Origin of the sequence: Vibrio ichthyoenteri ATCC 700023 (genome assembly GCF_000222605.1) — a bacterium.
Lineage (GTDB): Bacteria > Pseudomonadota > Gammaproteobacteria > Enterobacterales > Vibrionaceae > Vibrio > Vibrio ichthyoenteri.
The window spans coordinates 1-411 of the sequence record NZ_AFWF01000052.1 but is presented as its reverse complement, the minus strand read 5'-3'; the positions used below and the strand labels follow the sequence as shown (position 1 = coordinate 411).

Sequence of the window (411 nt, the reverse complement as noted above, 5' to 3'; positions counted from 1 at the left end):
TATAGAGCAGATTGAATATAAATATCAAAAACCCTTTACCGCAGAATCAGGGAAAGAAATTTACCAATGGGTTGTAAACAAAGATAAGCAGCCTATTAATGTCTACAATGGTATGGATGTCAATTTTACTTCTGGCCAGGTTTTGACCTGCGATATTGATTTAAATGAATCTCTAGAAAAAATTTATGCGAACGCAAGTATCGATGCTTATGCTACGTTTGTAAAAACAGCAAGGTATTGGGTGCGATATATTAATAGTTATCAAAATTATGAACGTGATAGCTTTTATTATGCAAATGTACTTAATGATTACGATGTCCGCCATATGGGCGGTGTCGGTACTCGTCTTAATTGTAATGTGAGCAGCATGAATTAAGCGAATCTGTACAGTTATACTGTTTTTTTAAGGCT

1 protein-coding gene is annotated in these 411 nt (G+C 34.5%); it reads left to right on the top strand.

The features are described 5' to 3' along the window. Positions 1–376 (top strand): hypothetical protein (locus tag RH85_RS22905; protein ID WP_006711183.1); only part of this gene is annotated, 376 nt, incomplete at its 5' end. Positions 377–411: the final 35 nt, after the last annotated feature.